Source organism: Pinibacter aurantiacus (genome assembly GCF_019130065.1).
GTDB classification, from domain to species: Bacteria; Bacteroidota; Bacteroidia; order Chitinophagales; family Chitinophagaceae; genus Pinibacter; species Pinibacter aurantiacus.
Genome location: NZ_JAHSPG010000015.1, coordinates 581,468 through 606,417, shown reverse-complemented (window position 1 = coordinate 606,417; position 24,950 = coordinate 581,468). Strand labels below are relative to the sequence as shown.

Annotated in this window: 13 protein-coding genes; 11 read left to right on the top strand and 2 right to left on the bottom strand. The window is 41.7% G+C overall.

Translation table 11 applies throughout. The annotated features are described in order from the left end of the window. Positions 1–20: 20 nt before the first annotated feature. From KTO63_RS20905 to KTO63_RS20875, 7 genes are all read left to right on the top strand, one after another. Positions 21–1,847 (top strand): RagB/SusD family nutrient uptake outer membrane protein, encoded by a 1,827-nt coding sequence (locus tag KTO63_RS20905; protein WP_217793899.1) that lies wholly within the window; start codon positions 21–23, stop codon positions 1,845–1,847. 192 nt (positions 1,848–2,039) lie between these two features. Then, entirely contained in the window at positions 2,040–3,671 is a 1,632-nt protein-coding gene (locus tag KTO63_RS20900; protein ID WP_217793898.1) for an endo-1,3-alpha-glucanase family glycosylhydrolase, read from the top strand. A gap of 191 nt (positions 3,672–3,862) precedes the next feature. Further along, a complete protein-coding gene (locus KTO63_RS20895; RefSeq protein WP_232373266.1) occupies positions 3,863–5,971 on the top strand; it encodes a glycoside hydrolase family 97 protein in 2,109 nt (702 codons plus the stop codon). A gap of 732 nt (positions 5,972–6,703) precedes the next feature. Beyond that, entirely contained in the window at positions 6,704–8,074 is a 1,371-nt protein-coding gene (locus KTO63_RS20890) for a methyltransferase RsmF C-terminal domain-like protein (protein ID WP_317195790.1), read from the top strand. Between the two features lie 75 nt (positions 8,075–8,149). After that, positions 8,150–9,166: a LysM peptidoglycan-binding domain-containing protein gene (locus KTO63_RS20885; protein WP_217793896.1), complete on the top strand. Its 1,017-nt coding sequence runs from the start codon at positions 8,150–8,152 to the stop codon at positions 9,164–9,166. A gap of 303 nt (positions 9,167–9,469) precedes the next feature. Next, positions 9,470–9,904, top strand: coding sequence for an IS200/IS605 family transposase (gene tnpA, locus KTO63_RS20880; protein WP_217793895.1), 435 nt, complete (start codon positions 9,470–9,472; stop codon positions 9,902–9,904). An 87-nt stretch (positions 9,905–9,991) separates the two neighbouring features. Continuing rightward, positions 9,992–14,155, top strand: coding sequence for a hybrid sensor histidine kinase/response regulator transcription factor (locus KTO63_RS20875; RefSeq protein ID WP_217793894.1), 4,164 nt, complete (start codon positions 9,992–9,994; stop codon positions 14,153–14,155). A 227-nt stretch (positions 14,156–14,382) separates the two neighbouring features. Here the strand turns inward: KTO63_RS20875 and ric are convergent, their stop codons facing one another. Then, on the bottom strand, positions 14,383–15,114 hold the full coding sequence (gene ric, locus KTO63_RS20870) for an iron-sulfur cluster repair di-iron protein (protein ID WP_217793893.1): 732 nt from the start codon (positions 15,112–15,114) through the stop codon (positions 14,383–14,385). A 59-nt stretch (positions 15,115–15,173) separates the two neighbouring features. Beyond that, positions 15,174–15,611: an RrF2 family transcriptional regulator gene (locus KTO63_RS20865; RefSeq protein ID WP_217793892.1), complete on the bottom strand. Its 438-nt coding sequence runs from the start codon at positions 15,609–15,611 to the stop codon at positions 15,174–15,176. 347 nt (positions 15,612–15,958) lie between these two features. Here KTO63_RS20865 and KTO63_RS20860 point away from each other — a divergent pair, with 347 nt between their 5' ends. From KTO63_RS20860 to KTO63_RS20845, 4 genes are all read left to right on the top strand, one after another. Further along, positions 15,959–18,826, top strand: a complete 2,868-nt coding sequence (locus KTO63_RS20860) for a TIM-barrel domain-containing protein (protein WP_217793891.1) — start codon at positions 15,959–15,961, stop codon at positions 18,824–18,826. Positions 18,827–19,031: 205 nt separating this feature from the next. After that, positions 19,032–22,145, top strand: a complete 3,114-nt coding sequence (locus KTO63_RS20855) for a SusC/RagA family TonB-linked outer membrane protein (protein WP_217793890.1) — start codon at positions 19,032–19,034, stop codon at positions 22,143–22,145. Between the two features lie 147 nt (positions 22,146–22,292). Beyond that, positions 22,293–23,873 (top strand): RagB/SusD family nutrient uptake outer membrane protein, encoded by a 1,581-nt coding sequence (locus KTO63_RS20850; protein ID WP_217793889.1) that lies wholly within the window; start codon positions 22,293–22,295, stop codon positions 23,871–23,873. Positions 23,874–23,920: 47 nt separating this feature from the next. Continuing rightward, on the top strand, positions 23,921–24,724 hold the full coding sequence (locus KTO63_RS20845; protein WP_217793888.1) for a hypothetical protein: 804 nt from the start codon (positions 23,921–23,923) through the stop codon (positions 24,722–24,724). Positions 24,725–24,950 lie beyond the last annotated feature (226 nt).

Genomic DNA, 24,950 nt, shown 5'->3' with positions numbered 1-24,950 from the left:
ATTTTAAAAAATTAACTACAATGATTAGAAAAATATATACAGCAATACTGGGAGTGAGCCTTCTGGCAGGATGTACGAAGGACCCTTCAAACGTATCACCTACGGACCAGTATTCTACAAGCAACTACCCGGCTTCTATCAACGATTTGAATAGTGTTTTGGCTGCAAGTTATTCCAACATGCGTGATGCCGGTTACCTCGGTTTTCACTTTTTGCCAAAAGCACTTTCCAACAGCATGCATTGCGTAGATGCTATTTACGACGGCGATCCGGGTTGGAACGAAATGGCGAAAAACAATCTTTCCATATCTAACCAATACGCGGCGGAAGCATGGCAGGTATTGTTTACAGGTGTAAAAAACTGTAACGTAACATTGAAAGCTGCAGATTTTTATGCAACCAATTATTCTAAAGGAAATGACGGGGCAGATATAGATGCGATCAGGGGACAGGCATATACATTGCGTGCCTATTATTACATGCAATTGGAGTGCTTGTTTGGTGAGAGCTATATCACCACAAATGGTGGCGGCGATAAAAGAGGTGTTCCTATTTTCGATAAAGTACCTTCTTCTTTAGACAGCACAGCTGTGCCACGCAGTACCGTTAAGGCAGTATGGGACCTGATAAAAAGCGATCTGCAGAAAGGGGCAACCTTGCTGAAAGGTAAAGTGTGGACCGGTGACGAAAGAGGCAAAGCAACTGAGTGGACTGCAAAGGGCTTGCTGGGTAAGGCTTACATCTACACGCAAGATTGGGCCAATGCAAAAACAACACTGGAAGATGTGATTACACATAGCGGTAAAAGCCTCATGCCTTACACAAAATACAGAGATGCATTTGTTGGAAATTCTGCTAATGAATTCAATGAAGAATCATTGTTCGAACTTAACATTGACCCGGATGCCAAAGGAAACTATGGTGTATATGGCGACAACATCAATGCCACAAGTATTAATGGCTTGATCTGGTGCCCGTGGAATCTTGGACCAGATGGAACTGAAGGCGGATCTCAACCAATGGGCTACGGTAACGAAATTTTCCATGACAGAAGCGTGGTTCGTTTCGGTTACACTTTAGGATCTTACACACTTGTAGACAACCCAAATTTTAATTCAACAAAACCTGCTGCTTTCGACAACCCTAAGAAAATAATGGATCCTACTTACAGAACAAAAGCTGTTGCTGCAAGAAGCAATCTCACAGTGGATCCCCGCCTGTATGTTGCCGGCTTGCAACCATGGGTTGATTCTGTAAAGCCTGATGGCAAAACATGGTATCCTGTTAGTATGCCAAGTTTCTTCGCTGGTCAAGCAAACAGATATGGATTCAGTGTTAGAAAAAATGCAGTGATCTACAACAACATTAACAACCAGGGACCTGCAGATGGCGCTAACTTTTACCTGCTGCGTTTGGCAGATGTGTACCTATTGTATGCAGAAGCATTGCACAATTCGGGCTCAGATGCGACAGGCCTTGAGTACCTGAACAAAGTAAAACGCAGAGCTTATAATTTACCTGTAGATGCAGCGTCTGCTATTGACTATAAATCATTCACTGATGTAACTCCTGCTAATTCTGCAACCGATCCTGTGCTTGGTCACAACCCGCTATACTACGAGCGTTGGGCCGAATTGTACAACGAAGGTTCATGGTGGTTCGACGTATGCCGCTGGAGAATTGGCAAAACAGAAGCAGACTTTTATCAGAATGCTTTGAATGTACATGAAGGTACTTTGTCAAGCCAGTGGAGTGATGCCAAGTCTTACGTATGGCCAATTCCAATAACTGAGATCAACTCTAATCCTAAGATTACGAGTGCAGATCAAAATCCGGGATACAACTAATCAATACCAACGGAGGTGTTCTAACAACAACAACATAAACTATGCGAAGTCGAAAGGCTTCGTATAGTTTATACCTGAAATTTTTTGTTCTACTGAAAAGAAATATTGACCAACATTTAGGGACGTGTGTAATGGTTTGCATCGCGGGCGAATGCGATTCGCCCCACGGAACCCTTATTATCAAAACTTATTATGCAGAAAACAACAGTACATACGGTTAGCATTGTCATGATGATTGTAGCATTGTGTTGCTGCATAATACTACAATCCTGTGCGCAAGACAATCTCAAAAATGCAACTGAATTGAGCTTGTCCATAACCAACAAAAAAATGGTCATTGCACATTGCATGACAAATATCATTCGATACAAAGGACACAAGTTTGAAGATAGCTGTGATCCTGATTATTACTCACCTAAAGGAAATATCTCCGCACCCATCGGCGGCCTCACACAAGTGGTTCCCATGAATGATCGCTTACTCAAAGATGCATCGCTGGATGAAGCCGTAGAATTTGAAATGCGCACGGCCATTAAATCCGGCATCGACGGGTTTCAATTTTACTACACATTATACAACGATTCCTGGGACGACATCATCAAAGCATACTTTCGCGTAGCCGACGCAAAAAATATTGATTTTAAATTAGCGCTGTGTATATCTCATCCTTCCGGTTCTACAGAAGATAAAAAGATACACGAGTTTGCAAAACGCATCAACGGCATTATGGATGCCGTTGGCCGAAACAATTCGCACTGGCTGCGCACACCAGATGGCCGCCTTGTTGTGTATTTGTGGTACGGCGAACAGATCGCAGATATTCCCGCCAACCTCAAAGGCAAGCCGGAGCAATATTACATGGCAAAAGCCTTTAAAAAATTAGGTGATGCCGTGAGTGAAAAGTTTGCATGCATTTATTGCATCAATGAAAATATTACCAAACAAAAATTGAATAGTGTGCTTGATTATTTTCCTGCTGTTTGGGTATGGACACTTCCATACAAGGAGCAGGGATATATTGGAAATCTTGTAGCAGATGAATGCAAGAAAAGGAACAGAACCTTTGAAGGGTCAACCTTTAATGATTTTTATACTTCCAAACTTTTAAAGCGTGGCACATGGGACATGTTTCATGACGTACAGGACGCCGTGAATGCGGGGATGGAAAATGTGGAGCGCAAATATGTTGCTACCGGGCTCTCTTACAACTTCAGGAACTTATTTGAATTCGGAATGAAAAGAGAAGCATCAGTAATAAACATCATCACCTGGAATGATTATCCAGAAGGACATCATATAGCGCCAGAAATCAATCACAACGATGGTTTCGCCATCCTTCTGAATTATTACAAAGGTGTTTGGAAACAACAGCCTTTCTATAAAGATGAAGATGTAATAGTAACATTTTTTAAAAAATACAAACACAATGTAACTCCAAAACCTTTTGATATACCCGTAGTTTCTTTCGAAGAAAACGGCGTGTCGCTTGCCTCAGAAGATGCGATAGAAGTAGTAACGATTTTGAAAGACAAAGCGTCGCTAAACGTAAATGGTAAAATTGTAGATGTTCCTGCCGGCTTTGCTGTGACACGTTTCCCGCAAACTGCAGGCGCCGTTACAGCATTCATCATAAGAAACGGTGTAGAAGTAAAAAAGTTTACCACACCTGAATGGATTACCGACAAGCCCTATCGTTCGGATAGGATAACATACAGTTACAGCAGTGAATTTGGTAAGTATTATAAAAGCATTTTTGGTGATCTGCCACCCATTTATTCGATGGAATACAATGCAGATTCATCGCGATTGAATACAGGCAGGTAGCCCGTAGAGACGCGACATGTCGCGTCTCCGCAAAACAATATATGCCACAGAGAACACAGAGAAATGAATGAAATGATGAATAGTAAATTACATGAGCTGAATAGCGAAGAGTGCTCTCAAAATCCTCTGTTCCTCAGTGCCCTCTGTGGCAAAAAAAGAATGATTGAATAAATAAAACAGATATGCGATTAATGAAGACTTGTGTTTTCTTTTTGTGCATTGCTTTTTTGCAAAGATCAATGGCTCAGGAAGCAACCACGCTAAATGCCGGGATGGAAAGATTGAAACTGGAATTCGTACTTGATAGATCCGGAACGCCCAACTATGCAGTTTATTTTAATCAGAAGCAAATTGTAAAACCATCCGCTCTTGGTTTCGCATTGAGTGACGACAGTACATTCTACAAAGACTTTGAATTGCTGGGCAGTGAAAAGAAAACCGTCGATGAAACCTGGAAGCCTGTGTGGGGCGAGGTGAATCAGATACGGAACAACTACGAAGAACTCACCGTGCACCTGAAGCACAAAGGAGTAGCCAGCAGGTACCTTGATATTGTTTTCAGAGTGTTTGCAGATGGCGTAGGGTTTCGTTACGTTTTTCCAAATCAGGCAGCTCTCAAATATTTTATCGTCACCGATGAATTCACACATTTCAATTTAACAGGCGATCATAAAGCTTTTTGGATACCCGGAGATTACGACACGAATGAGTATCCATACACCACTTCAAAACTTAGTGAAGTAGATGCATGGAAGCTTGCCGCAACAGCAACAGATATTGCCGTTCGTGTAGCCCCCGATCAATATGCGGTGCAGACACCCTTGATGATGAAAACAAATGACGGGTTGTACATCAACATTCATGAAGCGGCGCTATCTGGTTATCCCGCAATGCAATTACATGTTGACAGAAGCGCAAGCAGTTTGTCTTCCAGCCTTGTTCCTGATGCAGTTGGCAGCAAAGCGTTTCTGCATGCGCCATTCAAAACGCCATGGCGCACAATTATTGTAAGCGACAAAGCCACACATATTTTAGCATCAAGACTTATTCTCAACCTCAATGAACCCTCTGTAATCCAGGATCCATCATGGATCAAGCCGATGAAGTTTGTGGGTGTGTGGTGGGAAATGCAGATCGGCAAAAGCACATGGCGATATTCCGAATATGCAGATAGTACCGATGCTAATGGTAAATTAATTCCTAACGGCAAACATGGCGCCACCACCGAAAACGTAAAGCGGTACATTGACTTTGCTGCGAAAAATGGTATTGGTGGCGTGTTGGTAGAAGGATGGAACACAGGATGGGAAGACTGGTTCGGCAACTGGAAAGAAGATGTTTTTGATTTTGTAACACCGTACCCTGATTTTAATTTAAAAGAAATTACAGCCTATGCCGCTTCGAAAAATGTAAAGATGATCATGCACAACGAAACGTCTGGTTCTGCTACAAACTATGAAAGGCAGATGGATACGGCGTTTCGCTTCATGAATAAATTCGGCTACACTTCTGTAAAAACAGGATATGTAGGAAAAATAATTCCACGCGGCGAACATCACGATGGTCAATGGATGGTGAATCATTACGAGCGTGTAGCCAAAAAGGGAGTAGAGTACAAGGTAATGGTTGATATGCACGAGCCTCCGAGGCCCACAGGCATGCAGCGCACTTATCCTAACTGGCTCGCGTGCGAAGCCGGTCGTGGTAACGAATACAACGCGTTCAGCAAAGGAAATTCGCCGGAGCACGAAACCATTATGCCGTTTACCCGGCTCATGGGCGGCCCTATGGATTACACGCCGGGCATTTTTAAACTAAAAAATTATTCTCCCGAAGATCCTACAAGGCAGGTGCACACAACGCTGGTAAAGCAAATGGCGCTCTATATTACGATGTACAGTCCGGTGCAAATGGTTTCTGATTTGTTGGAAAACTATGAAGCAAAACCTGATGCGTTCCAGTTCATAAAAGATGTTCCCGTAGATTGGGATGACAGCAAAATTTTAGAAGCTGAACCAGGAGATTACATCACCATAGCTCGCAAAGAAAAGGGAAAGGACAATTGGTTCATTGGAGCGATTACAGATGAAAACGCAAGAACCACAAACATCCCACTTGACTTCCTCGATAAAGGGAAAAAATACATAGCCGTTGTTTACGCCGACGGAGATAAGGCAGATTGGAAAGACAACCCTGAATCATATAAGATACAAAAGCTGAAAGTAGATGCTAAAACCAAACTAAACCTAAAACTCGCCCCGGGTGGCGGCGCTGCAATAAGTATTATGCCAGGTAACTAATAGTTGATTCGTACAAGATGTTAAAGCTGTTAACACTCTTAAAACGCCATTGATGCAAGATTTCTATCTTTTATCAATGGTCTTTTTTTTAGATTGATAGATGCAATCCGGTTACTCCGTGGCCTTTTGTGGGCGACAAATGATGGGTTATTTCACTTTTAGATCACATTTTTCAAGAAAATAGTCCATCTGATTTTCGTTGGGCTTCATATGACTTTTGTCATAAAATCCTTTGTGGGAGTGGATTTTGATATTGGTGATCCCGTTTTGGCATCATGAACCTGGGAAAAACTTGGTTTAGAAATTCTTCCCCCGCGTGCTACTTTTACATTGTGAACGGAACGAAAGGGGTTGAAGAGAAAGAAAAAAGAAGAAGATTCCGGACACAGTAGCAGAGAAAAAGCAAAAAGGCTGCTACACTAACAAAAGAGATTTTTACGAATTTTTCATATGGCAAGCAATCGTTAGAGGTCAGCTGTTTCTACAGAGGGCCCTTTTTTTTACACAGAGTTTTTTAGTTTTTAGCATAATGAAGCCGGCTTCTTTTGGAGCCGGTTTTTTGTTTTGGTGCTTTTTAACCGCAAAGAACACAAAGGTTGCGCAAAGATAACGAAGGCAGATTTTCTTCATCCTGACCTTAAAATATCTATAAAACCTTTGCTCCCTTTGCGCTTACCCCTCGCACATCGTACATCCTGAAATGCCCTACCTTTGACGCACTAAAACATTCAGGTGTCAACATTACCCACAGCATTGCTATCATCCCTCAAAGGTTTGCCAGGTTACGATGAGCAAGCATTTATCCAAATGCATACATCCGGCCAACAGATCACTTCGGTAAGAATAAATCCCACGAAAGCATTCGATGTTTACGAACATAGTTTTGAAGTGGAATCGAAAATTCCGTGGACATCTAATGGCTACTATTTAAAGCAAAGACCTTCATTCACGTTGGACCCGCTGTTGCACGCAGGCGCTTACTACGTACAGGAAGCGTCCAGTATGTTTTTAGAACAAGCCCTGCGACAAACGGCAGATATGTCGCAATCATTAAAAGTATTAGACCTTTGCGCGGCACCCGGCGGCAAATCTACTTTGATACAGTCCGTTATTTCAAATGAAAGTTTACTTATTACCAATGAAGTAATAAAAACGAGAGCCAACATTCTCGCGGAAAGCATTACGAAATGGGGCGCAGAAAATGTGGTGGTTACCAACAACGATCCCAAAGATTTTGCGAAGCTGGAAAATTATTTCGACATCATCGTAATAGATGCACCATGCAGTGGTAGCGGGTTGTTTCGCCGCGATGCCGATGCAATAGGAGAGTGGAGCGAAGCCAATGTACAACTCTGCAGCCAGCGACAGCAAAGGATCATAGCCGATGTGTTGCCCGCGCTAAAGCAAGGAGGCATCTTAATTTATTCCACCTGCTCCTATTCTAAAGATGAAGATGAAGCAATTGCGGACTGGATGATCGACGAATTCAACATGAAAAGTTTGCGGTTGTCAACCGAACCAGAATGGAACATTGTTGAAGCCTTGAGTGACAAGAATAAGGCGTACGGGTACAGATTTTATCCGGACAAAGTAAAGGGCGAAGGCTTCTTTATAGCCTGCATGGAAAAACAGGAAAGTGAGTGCGGCGAAGTAGCGTTTCCAAAAAAATCAAAACTCGAAAAATTATCAAAGAATGACATCGCCATTGCTGAAAAATGGATCAGGGAAGACGTGGGAATTTCTATTTTAAAATGGAAGGAACTGGCATTGGCACTTCCCGCGCGGTTTGTACAGGATATCGACCTGTTGCAGCAATCACTATATATTAAGCAGGCTGGTGTTGCTTTAGGGCAAATCACGCCAAAAGAATTAATACCTGAACATTCACTTGCAGTTAGCAATTTATTAAGTAATAATATTCCTGTAATTGACGTTACACTAGAAGAAGCGCTGCAATATCTGCGAAAGTCTGATTTCAAGCTTGATTCCAATGGCAAAGGTTGGACCGTTTTGCAATACAAAAGCAGAAATCTGGGCTTTATAAAACTATTGCCGAACCGATTAAATAATTATTATCCAAAAGAGTGGAGAATTTTGAAGTGAGCCATAAAATTGGTGCTTAATTTGTACGATGTTCACAAAGATTATTCATATTTGCACGGTTTAAACAACTATAACATGAGGTTTTTTCTGAACGTATTCCTTTTGATTCTAATATCCGGAGCCTCTTTTGCTCAATCTGGTGATTTGATGGTTGGAGGCACCTCGCCTAGTTTATATGTGGAACATACAGTAGTGGCGAAAGAAAACTGGTACAGCATTGGCAGGTTGTATAACATCAGCCCGAAAGAAATTGCACCTTTTAACAGTGCCTCAATGGATAAAGCATTGAGCATTGGCGAACAAATAAAAATTCCGCTTACTGCCGCAAATTTTTCACAGGATGGCCAGAAAGCAAGTGATGAGGTGTTTGTTCCTGTCTATCATGTCGTGGCGGAAAAAGAATGGATGTATCGCATAAGCACCAATTACAATAAAGTTCCTACCGCATATATTGAAAAATGGAATGGCATTACAAATGATCAGCTGAAGGCAGGAATGAAACTGGTAGTAGGATACCTGAAAGTGAAGCCTGGTCAGAGTGCATTGGCTTCTAAAGGATCAGCAACCATCAAGACGGAAACCGCGACAGTAGTTGAAACAAAACCCGCCACTACTCAAGGTTCAACCGGCACGGTAGCAGCAACAACAACCGCAGCACAACAATCAGGAGTAACGAAAACTGAAGAGAAAAAGCCTGAACCTGTTGTTGAAAAGACTGCTCCTGTAACAGTTACAGAAAACAAACCTGTTACGGTTGCATCCACAGAAACTCCTTCTAATGTTGATTTCAAAGGAGGATATTTTAAATCTCAATTTGACAACGGTGGTAAAAGTTCTTCCGGCTCTGCAGCTATTTTCCGTAGCACCAGTGGCTGGAGCGACGGCAAATACTATGTTTTAATGAACAATGTGCCCGTTGGTACAATCGTTAAAGTGAGCAATACATCCAACAACAAAATTGTATACGCGAAAGTGCTCGGCAATCTTGCTGACATAAAAGAAAACAGCGGCCTCGCCATCCGCATCAGCAATGCTGCGGCAGCTGAACTTGGTGCAGGTGAGAATAAATTCAGCGCTGCGATTGCGTATTAATAATTGAATAACTGAATTATTGAATAATTGAAAGGCTGAAGAGATTCAGCCTTTTTTTATTGTCCGTTCGTTGAAACGAACGGCAGTGAATTAAGTGAGACCGATTTTATTTTGCGTGAGCTTTGCTTGTTGTCCAAGATTGACTGCGTTTCAGGTAGTGTAATATTTGTAAAGCAAATCGCACCTAATTCATAGCTGTTTGCTTTAGCTAACAGAAAATGAGTATAATTGTAAATACGTTCTAGTCCCATCAGTCTCCTCCAAAATATTTTCCTTTTTCAAATCACTCATTAAGTTTTTATTATGTCATACGTAAGAATATGGGTGCATCTCGTATGGGCCACTAAAAGAAGGGAGCCAATATTAACAGCAGATGTTCGGCGGTATCTTTGTTTGCAGATAATGCAAAATTGTAAAGAAAAGGGAATTTATTTGAGAGCGATCAATGGGTATTTGGATCATTTACACTGTTTGATCTCACTTGGTAATGGACAAACAATCGCGGAGGTTGCTCAGTTTATAAAAGGCGGCTCTTCTCATTGGATAAATCAAAATCGAATAGTAAATGGTGGTTTTGATTGGCAAGATGATTATTTTGCTGTGTCAGTTAGTGAGTCGATCGTGCCGGCTGTCGTGCGATATATTCACAATCAGGAGCGGCACCACGCGTCAAAGTCATTTGACGATGAAGTAAATGAATTTATAAGCAAGTTTGGATTTGTAAGAATTAACGGCTGAAACCTCAACAACTGTTAGTAACATCAATAATTCAATAATCGATAATTCAATTATTACCCTTACTTTGCTTAACTGTTTTTCACTGCTATGAGGTGCTTGTCTGTCATATTAATACTGCAAATATTTTTTTGCTGCGACCTGTTTTCGCAGGGAACACAGTATCGTTTTTCCCGGATAGATATTCGCAATGGGTTGTCTAACAACCAGATCAATAGCATATTACGTGACGATAAAGGTTTTATGTGGTTTGGCACATCCTCAGGATTAAACAGGTATGATGGCTATAAATTCAAAGTATTTAAGCATATCATCAGTGATTCGACTTCGATTGGCAACGATATCATCTCTAAGATCTGGGAAGGGCCCGACAATAAAGTTTGGGTGCAAGCCAGGGACCATATCAATTTTTACGACAGGGAAACAGAAAGTTTTAGCAGAGACGAGAGTTTGTATTTCGCCAAAATCGGTATTCCTGATTCTGCAATTGATGATATAAAGAAAGACAGAAAAGGCTATTACTGGTTTGTTCATACAACAGCCGGGCTTTTCAAGTATGATAGCAAAACAGAAAAGAGCATTCACTTCACACATAGCGGCAACGACGAGGCAACAATATGCGACAACAATGTAACGGCTTTTGCAGAGAATGCTGCAGGCGATTTCTGGATCATTCATGGAAATGGTGTGATGGAAAAGATGGATGGCAAGACAAACAAAATCGTTTATCGCAATGCCTTGCTGGTGCCATACTTTTCAGGCAACAGCGATTTTCAAATTTTTATAGATGCCCAGGATGAGCTCTGGTGTTACGTTACAACTGTGTCAAACGGAGTGTTTCATTTCAATCCTTCGCAAAATAAACTCACACACATCAGCAAAGAATCCTCGCCACAACTGAATAATAACATCATCAATGGCGTGACGCAGGATGGTGACGGGCTGATATGGATATGTACAGATCATGGTGGTATCAACATTTACAACAAAGAGAACAATAGCATTCGCTACCTGCTCAATAACGAAGACGATGACAAAACCATCGCACAAAATGCTATCACCACTGTGTATCGCGATAGCAGCGGTATCATTTGGGCCGGCACTTACAAGCAGGGCGTAAGTTATTACAGGGAAAATATCATCAAGTTTCCGTTGTTTCGTCATCAGCCTTCAGATCCTACAAGCCTGAGTTACGACGACGTGAACCGCTTTGTTGAAGATGCTAAAGGCAATATCTGGATAGGAACAAATGGCGGAGGCTTAATTTATTTCAACAGGCAAACAAATCAGTTTATACGCTATACGCACAGCAATTCAAACACAAACACCATTGGCAATGACGTGATCGTAAGCCTTTGGATCGATCACGATCAAAAGCTTTGGATAGGCTCGTATTATGGAGGGTTGGATTGTTTCGATGGAAAAAATTTCATTCACTACAAGCACAATGAAGCAGATCCTGCAAGCATTTCAGACGATCGCATATGGGAAATTTATGAAGACAGCAAGCAGCGGCTTTGGATCGGCACCTTGGGAAACGGCATCGATTTGTTTGACAGGAATACAAAAACATTTACGCATCATCGCAAGTCAGATGGTTATCTTCAAACCAACTACATCGCGGCGATCACTGAAGACAAAGCCGGAAATATTTGGTTCGGCACAGATGCCGGCATTGATGTGCTGGACAATAAGGCCTCAAAATTTATTCACCTCTCACACAATGACAATGGCACAAGCCTCAGTAACAATTTTGTAATGACGCTATTGCAGGATAGTCGCGGAATGATATGGGCCGGAAGCAGTGAGGGAATAACCATCTTCGATATCGATCGCAAAGTTGTGAAGATTTTACGAGTAAGCGATGGTCTGCCGGACAACAACATTTTGAACATACTCGAGGACAACAATCACAATGTATGGATAAGCACAAGGAATGGCATTTGCAAAATATCCATATCCGGAAACAGCACAAAAGACTATGTGTATCGTTTCCAAAACTTCGACGAGCAGGATGGTTTGCAGGGCAGGGAGTTCAATGAAAACGCAGCACTAAAAACAAGAAAAGGAGAGTTGATGTTTGGCGGTGCAAATGGTTTCAATCTATTCGACCCGTCGAACATACAAACAAACAAATCGGTACCGGCAATCGCATTCACAGATTTTTTATTGTTCAACAAAACAATTGGCGTTGGCGAAAAAGTGGGCAAACACGTTGTGCTCGATAAATCGATCAGTGAAACGAACCAGGTCGTTTTAAAACACAATGAAAATGTTTTCTCCATTGAGTTTGCCGCATTAAGTTATTCCAATACCGAGAAGAGCCAGTACATGTACATGCTCGAGGGTTTCGATAAAGAATGGACAATAACGGATGGTAAAAACAGGAAGGCAACTTATACCAACCTTAGCCCGGGCACATACACATTCAAAGTGAAAGCATCCAACGATGATGGAGTGTGGAACGAGAAGGGCATAACCATGACAATAAAAGTATTGCCGCCATTCTGGAAAACACCATTGGCATACTTGCTGTATTTGCTGGTGATCGGCGGCGTATTGTATTTCGCACGGTTCAGGATTTTACAAAGAGCAAGAACAAAATTTGCGCTGGAACAAGAGCGGCACCAGGCACAGCGACTGCATGAACTGGACATGTTGAAGATTAAATTCCTTACCAATGTGAGCCATGAATTCAGAACACCATTGTCGCTCATACTAACGCCACTTGAACGAATGTTGAAGTTCAGCGGTGACGATGAAAAGAAACAACTACAACTCATTTACCGCAATGCGAGAAGATTGCTGAACCTTGTTAACCAGCTCCTTGATTTTCGTAAAATGGAGGTAAAGGAACTTAAGTTGCAAACAAGACAGGGCGATATCATTCAATTTGCGAAAGACATAGCTCAATCATTTACCGACCTTGCCGATAAAAAGAATATCAGATTTTCTGTTACAACAAACGTTGAACATTTCATTACTTTTTTTGATCACGATAAAATAGAACGCATCCTTTTCAACTTGCTTTCAAATGCTTTCAAGTTTACACCAGAGAATAAAACAGTGAGTGTAAGCGTGGTTTTAAAAGCGATACATGCAGACAACGCAACACATCTTTTGACGGTAAAAGTAAATGATACCGGTATTGGCATGGAGCATGACAAGCAGGAAAAAATATTTGACAGGTTTTTTCAGAATGAAATCCCTGGCACATTAATAAACCAGGGTAGTGGGATAGGGCTCGCCATCACAAAAGAATTTGTAAAGCTGCATAGCGGTAGTATTTCGGTTCACAGTATTTTAGGCGAAGGAAGCACATTTGAAGTGGCATTGCCATTGAAGGAAGTGATACACGCACCTGTGCACATCGAAGAGAACATAATTAACGAAGTGGTTGCGGTAAATGGAAACAACAAACACATTGAAACGGAACAACAGGTTGTTCCGACAGAAATAGAAAGCGAGGAAGTAATAAAAGAAAACTCATTTTCGAAGAAGCCAACGGTGTTGTTGGTTGAAGACAATGATGATTTCCGTTTTTACCTGAAGGATAACCTTCGCGAACACTTTAATATACTGGAAGCAGAAAATGGAAAAGTGGGCTGGCAAAAAGCATTGGCATCGCATCCTGAGCTGGTGGTGAGCGACATCTCCATGCCAGTGATGGATGGAATAGAACTATGTAAAAAACTTAAAGCCGATAAAAGAACTGCGCACATTCCTGTAATATTGTTAACAGCACTTACGGGAGAAGATCAGCAATTGCGTGGCCTGGAAACCGGCGCCAATGACTACATGACCAAGCCTTTCAATTTTGAAATTCTTCAATCGCGCATAAAAAATTTATTGTCGCTGCAAACAAAAATGCGGAAAACTTATCAGAAGCAGATGGAGGTAAAGCCAGCCGATGTTGAGATAAGTTCTCCGGATGAGAAGTTTTTAACACACGCATTGGAGATAGTAGAAAAAAATATCTCCAATCCGGACTTCTCTGTAGAAGATCTGAGCAAGGCGATGTTTATGAGCCGTGTCGCCCTTTATAAAAAACTCCTTTCCCTGAGCGGAAAAAGCCCGATCGATTTCATTAGGGATATCAGATTAAAACGGGCCGCTCAACTTTTAGAAAAATCCAAAATGACCGTTTCTGAAATTGCTTACGAAGTGGGTTTTAACGATCCTAAATATTTCGCCAAGTATTTCAAGAAAGAGTTTGGCGTTACGCCGTCTGCTTACGCGAGAACGAATAATTGAATCATTGAATAACTGAGTAACTGAATAACTGAATGGTTTCAATTCATTGGATCGAGATTGTTAGAGGCATTTCTCATGTGTAACGAAGCTTCGACAAGCTCAGCTTGACAGCCCTAGCGGAATGTCAGGCTGAGCTTGTCGAAGCCTTCTGCTTATTTTGTGTTTTTCATTGCTATCGGAATTTCAAACATTAAAACCTTCAGTTATTCAGTTACTCAGTTATTCAGTTACTGCGCTTTCTCCATCTGCACCGCTTTAGGAAACAGGATATTATTCTCAAGGTGTATATGCTGGTACAGGTCACCAACAAATTCTTCTAATTTTTTGAAGTAGAGGTTATGGCTATTGCATGCATTCGCAGGAATTGTAAAATTGCTGGTCAGGTCTTTTATTTTTTTCACCAGTTCACCTGCTGCGTTGTGATCATCTTCCATTACAGAAATTGGTTGTTGAACGGTACTGAAACTTCCGCATGAACCAGCTGTCCCCGCATTTTTTTGCTCAAGTTGTTTAATAAATGGAAACAGGATCATTTCTTCTTTTTTCATGTGCGTATGTAGTTCTTCCAACAGCTCCATCACATAATGTCTCAGCAATGGCAGGTAAGTGAAGCGTTCGCCATGTTTATAAGCGACCCTGTTGCTCAGTTCGTCCAGCAGTTGGGTACTTTCTCTTACATATTTGTGGTGAACATTTACAATGTAATCAGCAAGGAAAGACGAAGGCCAGCCATCAAAATCGTGTTGCGCCGTTCCTACATTTACTGTTTCAGATTTGTCCAGCGCCTCTTTTACCAGGTTGACATCCAGTCCCGCCGCTTCAGCCGCTTCTTCCACTGTTTTCTTTCCGCCGCAACAAAAATCGATGCCTAGTTTTTTAAAAACTTCTGCTTTGCGGTAGTCTCTGCGGGCCATTTCGCCAACGGTTTCCTGTTTTTTCTCTAATGAACTGTAGCTCATAATATGTAAGTTTAATTTTAAATAAGGATGTTTTTGTCTTTTATTGTGTCAAAAAAATTTTAATCGATTTTCAGGAATGCCTTTCCGGTTTGCAGAGAAACTGCCATATCCTTGATCGTTACACCGGAGAGCATTTGTTTAATATTATTTCTGATGGATGCATATTTATTATGTAATGGACATGGTTCCACTTCAGAACACGCTTTAAGGCCCAAGCCGCATTTCGATAAAACTTCCTTTCCTTCAATCGCTTCCACCAGAACGATCATCGGTTGCTGCAATTGTTCGGCCGTCATATAGAAACCGCCATTTACTCCTTTTTGGGAGCTAAGCAGATGGTTCCTGGTAAGTATTTGTAAAATTTTCGCGGTAAAATGTCTCGGTGCTTCTATGTTCTCGCAAATTTCTTCAATGCCCGTTTTCTCCGTTTTATCACTTTGTGAAGCAATATAGACGGCCGCCCTTATCCCATATTCACACGTTTTTGAAAAAAGCATTGGTCGATGTTTTAGCAAAGGTAGGGGAATTAAGGATGTTTTTATCTTTTATTGAAGAAATAATTGAATAACTGAATGACTGAATAACTGAAGAGTTCTATTATCTAAATGACTTTTCGATCCGAAACATTCAGTTATTCAGTTACTCAGTTATTCAGTCCTTGGGTGGTCAAATGTTAATGCTGTAAAATAACTTCATAATAATCAAATAATTACGCAGCCACTCTCTGCCGGTTAACATTTTTACCCCTAATCGTAAACAATCAGCTTACCTCACAGAAAAGTTTTCGGATGATATTCGAGGCGTCTTTCATTGCGAAAGAGGAACTAATAAAACTTGTGATAAAATGATTGTTTTGCCTGTTAGAAAAGTAGCATTGCTTTGCGCCCTTTCTTTTTTGGTTGCTATAAATGTATCTGCACAGCAACCCGTTTTAGAAAAATTACAGAACGGCATTACCATAAATTTTTCCGCGCCCAACGATGAAGGTGTCAATAAACTTTCCCTGTATGTGATCAACGATAACATTATCAGGGTGGTGGCAACTCCATTAAACGGATCGGAGTCGGACAAAAGCCTGATGTTACAGGACAACCTACCCAACAACAAGAACTCGAATTGGAATGTAACAAACAATGAAAACGAAGTCATTGTAAAGACGGCTGCTATCCAGGCCCAGGTTTCCCTTAGAACGGGGAAAGTGATTTTCAAGGACCTTACCGGTAATATTTTATTGCAGGAAAAAGATAACAGCCGCCACTTCAGGCATGTGGTTTACGAAGGACAACCGCTGTATGAAACGCAGCAGTCGTTCACTTTGAAAAACGACGAAGCCACTTACGGCCTTGGTCAGCATCAGAGCGACGTAATGAATTACCGTGGTCAGCAGGTGTTTTTGTGGCAAAACAATACCGAGGTAGCTGTACCATTTTTAGTGTCCAGCAACAACTATGGTATTCTTTGGGACAATAATTCACTGACCACTGCGGGAGATGTTCGTCCGCTGATGCCATTGTCTGCCCTGAAATTGTATTCAAAAGAAGGAGACAACGGTTGGTTGACGGCGACATATGGGCATCACAACAGCCCGTACAAACAATTTGCTGTAAGAGCGGAATCTGATATCGACTATACGTTCCTGAATGACATCAAAAAAGCTCCCGAAGGATTTTTTGCCTTGAACAACGGGTTGGTAACATGGGAAGGTGCAGTAGAATCTGGCATAACAGGATTGCATCAGTTTCATGTGAAATCTGCGGGCTATGTGAAAATCTGGATAAACAATCAATTGCTCTTCAATCGCTGGAGACAACCATGGAACCCGGGCGATGCATTGTTGCCGTTGCAAATGGCAAAAGGTGTTAAGTACAATATTAAAATAGAATGGCAGCCGGACGGAAACGATAGCTACTTGTCGGTAAAATGGCAAGCGCCTGTTCCCGAGGCACAGAAGAATGATTTTGCTTTTGTTTCGAATGCAGGTAAAAAGATTGATTACTATTTCATCAACGGAAAAAATCTGGATGAAGTAATTGGCGGTTACCGCTACTTAACAGGAAAAGCAATCATGCTGCCAAAATGGGCATGGGGCTTATGGCAAAGTCGCGAACGTTACAAAACACAACAAGAACTTTTAGATGTTGTAGCAGAATTCAGAAAAAGAAAAATTCCGTTGGACAACATCGTACAGGACTGGAGTTATTGGAAACAAGATGATTGGGGAAGCCAGCAGTTTGATAGTTCACGTTTTCCCGATGCAACAGGAATGATCAAAACATTGCATGCGCAGAATACGCACTTTATGATCTCTGTTTGGCCAAAATTTTACGAAGGCATTCCAGCATACAAACAGTTCAATGCAAACGGATGGTTGTATAAAAGAAACGTAGCGGACAGACAGCGTGATTGGATAGCACAAGGATATGTATCTACTTTCTATGATGCGTTCAACGCAGATGCACGCAAAGGTTTCTGGGATCTGCTTAATAAGAACCTGTATTCAAAAGGTGTTGATGCATGGTGGATGGATGCAAGTGAACCGGATATTTTGTCGAATGTGAGTCCTGAAAAACGAATAGAGCAAATGCAGCCAACTGCTGCGGGCCCTGCTGCACAATACTTAAACGCGTATCCTCTTGAAAATGCAAAAGGCATTTATGAAGGGCAACGTGATACCGACCCTAACAAAAGAAGTTTCATTTTAACACGCTCCGGATTTGCAGGATCCCAACGTTATGGTGCTGTAATATGGAGTGGCGATATAGCTGCACGCTGGCATGATTTGAAAGACCAGATTGCCGCAGGATTGAATTTTTCTTTGTCCGGGCTTCCTTACTGGAGCATGGATATTGGTGGCTTTGCCGTTGAAAAAAGATATGAGCATGCGCAAGGCGAAGACCTTGAAGAATGGCGCGAGCAAATGACACGCTGGTACCAGTTTGGTGCTTTCTGTCCGCTGTTTCGTGTGCATGGTCAGTTTCCGTACCGTGAAATTTACAATGTAGCACCCGAAACACACCCAGCATACAAAAGCATGTTATATTACGATCATCTGCGGTACAGATTAATGCCTTACATCTATTCTTTCGCAGGAAAAATTTATCAGGACGACTATACGCCAATGCGTGCATTGGTGATGGATTTCAATACTGATCCAAAGGTTAAAAATATTGGCGACCAGTTTATGTTTGGTCCTTCATTGCTTGTAAGTCCTGTATTGGAATACAAAGCAACGAGCCGCAATGTATATCTGCCACAAGGCAACGGTTGGTATAATTTCTACACCGGAAAATATGAAGACGGCGGCCAAACCATCAATGCTGATGCGCCTTACGAACGTGTTCCATTATTTGTTAGAGAAGGTGCGATTGTGCCTGTTGGTCCCGAGTTGCAATTTACTTCTGAAAAACCGGCCACTGTAATTACGCTGTACGTATACACTGGAAAAGACGGCAGTTTCTCTCTGTATGAAGATGACGGCTTGAAGTACAACTACGAGAAAGGTGCATTTGCAAACATTCCAATCACTTACAACGAAACCGACGGAACGCTTACCATCGGCGAAAGAAGCGGCACATTCGATGGCATGTTGAAGAAGAGAACCTTCAATATAAAATGGATCGGCAAAAACAACGCGCAGGCATTTGACGCCGACGCGAAAGGCGACGTGAACGTGACTTACACAGGAAAGAAGATTGTGGTGAAAAGAAAATAACTGAATAACTGAATGACTGAATAACTGAATAACTGAATAATTGAAGGGTGTTCTGGATTACTACTGAGTTGTGGTTGTTAGTTGTTAGGGTTTATGTGTGACATTCCCTTTCAATTAACAACCGATCTCTAGAAACTAACAACTAACAACTGTCTCTTACTACTACTAATACTCATTTTTAATTACTTAAACGTAAAACTTGCATATGACGAAAAGAAAACTCAACCAGCGATTGGTGTTTATGCTTTGTGCATTCATCACCACACTGCTGCTTAGCGAAAGTAGTTTTGCACAAAACGCCGCACTGCGAAAAATAACAGGCTCGGTCGTAGATGCAAAAACCTCACAAGGAATTTCCACTGCAACAATTCTTATCAAAGGCTCAACGAGAGGGGCCGCCACCGATGACAAAGGCAACTTCTCCATTGAAGTGGCCGATGGAAACGTAATACAAATAAGCCACTTAGGATATGCCGCAAAAGAAATAAAAGTAACAGCTGCAACAAATAATATTAAGATAGAACTGGATCAAAACCAAAGCAACATGGATGAAGTGGTTGTAGTAGGTTATGGCAGCCAGAAAAAGAAAGTGGTAACCGGCGCTGTGAGCAGTGTTAAGGGTGCTGGTTTGGAAAGTAACCACACCATTTCTACACTCGATGCATTGCAGGGACAAGCGCCAGGCGTATATGTTTCATCAACATCAGGACAGCCTGGTGATGCGCCGAGAGTTGCTATCAGGGGTACGGGTACCACCGGTAATTCTAATCCACTTTATGTAGTGGATGGTATGCCAACAACAGATATCTCTTATTTGAATCCGGCAGACATTGAGTCGATGGACATTTTGAAAGATGCCGCATCCTCTGCGATCTACGGTACACAAGCCGCAAATGGTGTGGTGCTGGTAACCACAAAACGCGGAAAGAATGGTAGGAAATCGCTGTCCTTTGATGCATTCTATGGCTGGCAAAATCCTGCCAAAAAATTAGCATTGCTCAATGCAAAAGAGTATGCCATCATCATGAATGAATCGGCGATCAACTCTGGCAGAGGACCATACTTCTTCTACTCTCAAAAACAAATAGACACAATGGGTGCAGGCACGGACTGGCAAAAAGAAGCCACTGTGAAAAATGCAGCCACACAGAATTATAATCTTACTTACTCAGGTGGTAACGATGTGTCTGTTTTTTCAACAGGCTTATCGTACCAAAAACAACAGGGTGTAATTGGATTGCCTGGCAAATCATTTTACGAAAGAGTTAGTTTCAGAATTAATTCAGAGCACAAAGTGTACAAAGACATCATCAAAGTTGGTGAGAATCTAACCTACACACATTCTAACCAAAACGGTATCGGAACAGGAAACATTTATGGCAACTCCATGCGTGCCATTTTGAATGCAAGCCCTGTGTTTCCTGTGCACAATGCAGATGGCAGCTACGGAAAGTCATGGCAGGCAAGCGAAGCAAACCCAATAGCAGTGATGGATGTAAGCTACAATAACCAAACTGTGTACGATCGCATTTTTGGTAATTTGTATAGCGAAGTAGCTATTGTAAAAGGCTTGAAATTCCGCAGCGATTTCGGTATTGATCTTTCTTACAACACTTATCAAAAATTCACTCCGATCTATAACCTGAGTTCAAATTTTGTAAACAGCTCTACTATAGCTGCACAGGAGATGTATAAAAATTATACGTGGAACTGGGACAATACTTTGAACTATACAAACACATTCGGCCTGCACAACGTGAATGTTGTAGTAGGTACCAGTGCGAGAGAATACTCTTTGTTTAATGTAAGAGGAAGCGGAACAGGCATCACTACGATTGCTGATTTCGATCACGCCGTTCTTACAAATATTACACAAGGAACTGCGAAAGCGTATGGTATTTCTGGTACTCCATATGCACTTAATTCTTACTTCGGTAGGGTTAACTATAACTACAACGAAAAATATCTGCTGACTGCAATCATTCGCCAGGATGGGTCTTCACGATTTGGTACCAACAATAAATGGGGTACTTTCCCATCAGTATCTGCGGGTTGGGTAGTAACCAATGAAGATTTTTTCAAAACTAAAGCGATCAACTTCCTGAAAATTCGCGCAGGCTGGGGAAGAAATGGTAACGACAGAATTCCAGATTTTAAAGCATTGTCAACTCTTACAACAACCAACCTTGGTTACTATTTCGGAGGTGTTAATAACACTGTTGTTTCAACCGGTGCTGCTCCTGCGGCTATTGCAAACCCAAATCTTAAATGGGAAACATCTGAGCAAACAGACATCGGATTTGATATGACTTTCTTAAAGCATTTCAACTTCAACTTCGATTATTACAACAAAAAAACAAAAGACTGGTTAGTACAAGTGCCGGTGCCAGACTTAGTAGGAACAGGCGCTCCATTCATCAATGGTGGAAATGTGGTGAACAAAGGTGTGGAGCTTGCTTTGAACTATCAGAACAAAATTGGTGAAGTAACATTCAACGTTGGCGGTAACATTGCGTTCAATAAAAACAATGTGCTTGAAGTTGCTACTGCAGATGGTATTATGCATGGAGCCAACAACGTGTTATCATCTACTACTCCTGAATTTTATCGCGTGCAATCTGGTCACCCAATCGGTTATTTCTGGGGATATAAAACGGCAGGCATCTTCCAGAATGAGAAAGAGGTTAACGACTATACAGGCAAAAACGGTTTGATTCAACCAAATGCAAAACCTGGCGACGTTCGCTTTGCTGATCTTAACAAAGATGGCGTGCTTGATGACAACGATAAAACACAGATCGGCAGCCCGATTCCAACCAACACTTATGGTGTAAATCTTTCTGCTGCTTACAAAGGATTTGATCTTTCTATCCAGCTGAGCGGTGCCGGTGGTTACCAGGTAGTGGATGGCGTAAGGGCGATCGATGCATTTTACAATAACTATTCTACTGACATCCTGAACAGGTGGACAGGAGAGGGAACATCAAACAAATTGCCAAGAGTAACAATGGGCGATGAGTTGAATAAGAACTGGGGCAACTTCTCAGATCTGTATGTTCACAATGCTTCGTTCATGCGTGTAAAAAGCATCAACCTTGGATATGATTTGAAAAGGTTGATGAAGAACGTGCCTATGCAGCAATGCCGCTTGTATGTGTCTGCATTGAACTTGTATACGTTCACACATTATCACGGCATCGATCCTGAAGTTGGTTATGGCAACACAGAAGCTGATAACAATACATGGTCATCCGGTATTGACATAGGCCGCTATCCAACACCAAGAACAATTTTGGTAGGATTGAATGTGAAACTTTAAGAGAAAGAACGCTGATAGTAAAGATTGTCAAGATTTTTATGATGAAATTGTTTGAATACCGAAGAGAAATGAAGAACAAAAAAGATCATGAGAATCATGAAAACCATGAAAATCTGCGTTCCGTATTAACGAACAAAAAATTAACAGATGAAACTCAATAATAAAATTTTTATAGCCCTTGTGGCAATCGTTGCACTTGCATCGTGCAAGAAAAGCTTTCTCGAAAAAACGCCTGTAGATGCTATTGCACAGGAAGATTTTTATAAAACACCAGATGATGCTTTCAAAGCATTGGTGGCATCCTATAATGTGCTGGATCTAACAGGTTACGGCAACATCGTGCTAAGCTCTGAGATCACGTCTGACGATTGTTTCGGCGGCGGTGGTTTGGCTGATAACGGTCCAAGACAGTGGGACAAATTCCAGGATTATACCAACCTTAATTCAGATGCATGGAAGAAATACTACCAAGGCATTTACAGAGCGAACGTACTTCTTTCTCAAATGGACAATGTAGATTTTGGAACAACACCGGAATTGAAAAGTCAGTATTTGGGTGAGACTTATTTCCTGAGAGCTTACTATTATTTTGATTTGGTGCGCATGTTTGGTAATGTGCCTTTGCTTACAAAGCCGATTGAGGGAAGCAACTACTACATACCACAATCTTCTGCGGATAGCGTGTACCGCCTGATTGCATCGGATCTTAAACAAGCGATCACATTGCTAACGCCTTCCGCAGTTGGTTATTCTTCTATTAAAGCAACTGATTACGGCCGTGCCACCAAATGGGCTGCCGAAGCATTGATGGCAAGAGTGTATTTGTATTACACAGGGTATTACGCTAAGCCGGATCTGATGGGCGTTTTTACAAAACAGGATGCAACTGCAGCTGTAGAAGACGTGATCAAAAACAGCGGATATGGGTTGGTTGATAAGTTTGCAAACTTGTGGAGACCAGCATCTGGAACAAATTTCGCGGGACAAAACAATAAGGAAGGCGTTTTCGTAATTCAATATACAGATCAGGGTAAAGGAGACTGGAACAAACAAAATGGTAACCGCTTCCAGGTAATGGTGGGCCTTCGCAACCAGGCGCTGGGCAACTATTACAAAGGTTGGGGCATAGCAACAGTGAACAATGCATTGTGGAACGCTTATGACGCAACTGACACCAGAAGAGGAAGCTCTATCATTTCAATCGATGATGAGCACCTGACTTACACAGTGGGCGATCAATATCAGTACACTGGCTATTTCTGGAAAAAATATGCACCGGTAAATGATGCATCAAGACCGGATGCAAACGGCGGCGATTTTCAAATTGATAACTATGATAACTACGTTGCCATTCGCTTCGCAGATGTATTGTTGATGGGAGCGGAGTTAAATCTTGCATCAGATCTGGCGAAAGCACAAGGTTATTACGACCAGATCAGAGACAGAGCCTACGGTGATGCACTGCACAGAAAAACATTGACAGGTGATGCTGCGGGCTTGAACCTTGTGTTAAACGAACGCAGATTGGAGCTCGCTCTTGAAGGCCAGCGTTATTGGGATTTGTTAAGACAAGGATTGGATGCAACCAAACAAGCCATCGACAATACAACCGGTGGTACTGATTTCAATGTCAGCTTCCGAAAGGAAACAAAAGGTTTGTTTGCAATACCTCAAGCACAAATAGGATTGTCAAACGGAACACTAACGCAAAATGCGGGATGGAACTAAAACGGAATAGATATCTCTTGATATTCAAAACAATCAAAAAGATCAAAATGAAAAACGTATATATATTCTCAATCGCTGTGATCATAGCCGCTTTTGCTGCATGTTCGCCAAGCGAAAAAAGAGTGGAACTGCCTGCAATCATCGATAAGTCGCAATTGAAATTCAGTGTAACACAAAATCCAAGTCACGATAACGTAGCTTACCTGAACAGCGAAACACCGAACGCAAGTCCTTCATGGGCCTTCGGTACATCATTCTCTACTCGCGTGAAAGATACGGTGCTGCTGCCTTTTGGTGGAGCGAACGTTATTAAATACGGCGTCATTTCAGGTGGTGGATTTGTACAGGATTCTGTAAAAATCAATGTTACCAAAAACGATGATGAATTTTTTGCAAACCCAAACTGGAACCTTTTAACCAACGGACAAGCCGGTAAAACATGGGTACTTGATATGGTGAATCCAATGGGCTTCTATGGATTGGACTGGGGCAAAGGTGGTTCCGGCGATTGGTCATGGGAGCCAGACCTGGCAAGCAATTCATGGATCATGCCGAGCAGGGATTATGGTGAAATTAAGTTTGATTTGAATGGTAATTTCAACTACACCAAGATATCAAAAGATGCAAGCGGTAATGCTTCAACTTGTGTGGGAACCTTCTCCTATGATTTCGCAAACAAGATGATTAATTTGAACGGTTGCGAGTTGTTGTTTGGTGGAGATTATCACAGTGCGGTAGCAAACTGGAACTCTGTTAAAGTGATCCGTTTAACAGCAAATGAAGTTGTACTGGGTGTTATAAGAACTGTTGATCCTTGTTATTTGGGATTCAGGTTCAAGCCAAAACCGTAGGGAGTTGAGAATTGAGAGTTGAGAGTTGAGAGTTGAGAGTTGATCGTCAGTAGTGCCGACTATTCGAAAAAAGGCTAACCACTATCCACTCTCAATTCTCCACTCTCAACTATTTTGGGCGTCTCTTTTTAATTACTATAAGCAAGCAAGCATCCGGTGGTGTCGGGCGAAAGCTTCGAAGGCCATCGGATTGCTTTTTAAATGAAGAAGTTTTTTTGGTCAGAAT

What these genes read in the sequence shown, in the direction of transcription:
- KTO63_RS20875 (WP_217793894.1), top strand. Translation starts at nt 9,992, where the DNA reads ATGAGGTGCTTGTCTGTCATATTAATACTGCAAATATTTTTTTGCTGC.
- tnpA (WP_217793895.1), top strand. Translation starts at nt 9,470, where the DNA reads ATGTCATACGTAAGAATATGGGTGCATCTCGTATGGGCCACTAAAAGA.
- ric (WP_217793893.1), bottom strand. Translation starts at nt 15,114, where the DNA reads ATGAGCTACAGTTCATTAGAGAAAAAACAGGAAACCGTTGGCGAAATG.
- KTO63_RS20865 (WP_217793892.1), bottom strand. Translation starts at nt 15,611, where the DNA reads ATGCTTTTTTCAAAAACGTGTGAATATGGGATAAGGGCGGCCGTCTAT.
- KTO63_RS20845 (WP_217793888.1), top strand. Translation starts at nt 23,921, where the DNA reads ATGAAAAACGTATATATATTCTCAATCGCTGTGATCATAGCCGCTTTT.
- KTO63_RS20900 (WP_217793898.1), top strand. Translation starts at nt 2,040, where the DNA reads ATGCAGAAAACAACAGTACATACGGTTAGCATTGTCATGATGATTGTA.
- KTO63_RS20855 (WP_217793890.1), top strand. Translation starts at nt 19,032, where the DNA reads ATGACGAAAAGAAAACTCAACCAGCGATTGGTGTTTATGCTTTGTGCA.
- KTO63_RS20895 (WP_232373266.1), top strand. Translation starts at nt 3,863, where the DNA reads ATGAAGACTTGTGTTTTCTTTTTGTGCATTGCTTTTTTGCAAAGATCA.
- KTO63_RS20905 (WP_217793899.1), top strand. Translation starts at nt 21, where the DNA reads ATGATTAGAAAAATATATACAGCAATACTGGGAGTGAGCCTTCTGGCA.
- KTO63_RS20850 (WP_217793889.1), top strand. Translation starts at nt 22,293, where the DNA reads ATGAAACTCAATAATAAAATTTTTATAGCCCTTGTGGCAATCGTTGCA.
- KTO63_RS20860 (WP_217793891.1), top strand. Translation starts at nt 15,959, where the DNA reads ATGATTGTTTTGCCTGTTAGAAAAGTAGCATTGCTTTGCGCCCTTTCT.
- KTO63_RS20885 (WP_217793896.1), top strand. Translation starts at nt 8,150, where the DNA reads ATGAGGTTTTTTCTGAACGTATTCCTTTTGATTCTAATATCCGGAGCC.